We start from the raw sequence: 409 nt of genomic DNA, 5'->3' as shown, positions 1-409 counted from the left end.
GCTAATATTTGCTAGTCTTTATTATTTAGCCACTTAAAGAAAAGTGGCGGACGCGGCAGGAGTCGAACCTGCGACCGCCTGGTTCGTAGCCAGGTACTCTATCCAGCTGAGCTACGCGTCCTCAATAAACTATTTTTTTATATCTCATGTTCAGGAGATAACAAACTTTACTCATAAAAAGTATTCGTAGCCATTAGCGTTAGATAATCTATCCAGCTGAGCTACGCGTCCTCAATAAACTATTTTTTTATATCTCATGTTCAGGAGATGACCAGCTTATACAGTATTTATTTTTTAACTAGCGCTAATATTTGCTAGTCTTTATTATTTAGCCACTTAAAGAAAAGTGGCGGACGCGGCAGGAGTCGAACCTGCGACCGCCTGGTTCGTAGCCAGGTACTCTATCCAG

At 41.6% G+C, this 409-nt stretch carries 1 tRNA gene; it reads right to left on the bottom strand.

From position 1 onward, the window contains the following. Positions 1–44: 44 nt before the first annotated feature. A tRNA-Arg gene (locus tag H4J59_RS00080) sits at positions 45–121 on the bottom strand. Positions 122–409: the final 288 nt, after the last annotated feature.

Source organism: Colwellia sp. MB02u-10, assembly GCF_014077185.1.
In the GTDB taxonomy this organism is placed as follows: Bacteria; Pseudomonadota; Gammaproteobacteria; order Enterobacterales; family Alteromonadaceae; genus Cognaticolwellia.
Note: the sequence above shows the minus strand (reverse complement) of the source record. Positions and strands in the feature narration are given on the sequence as shown.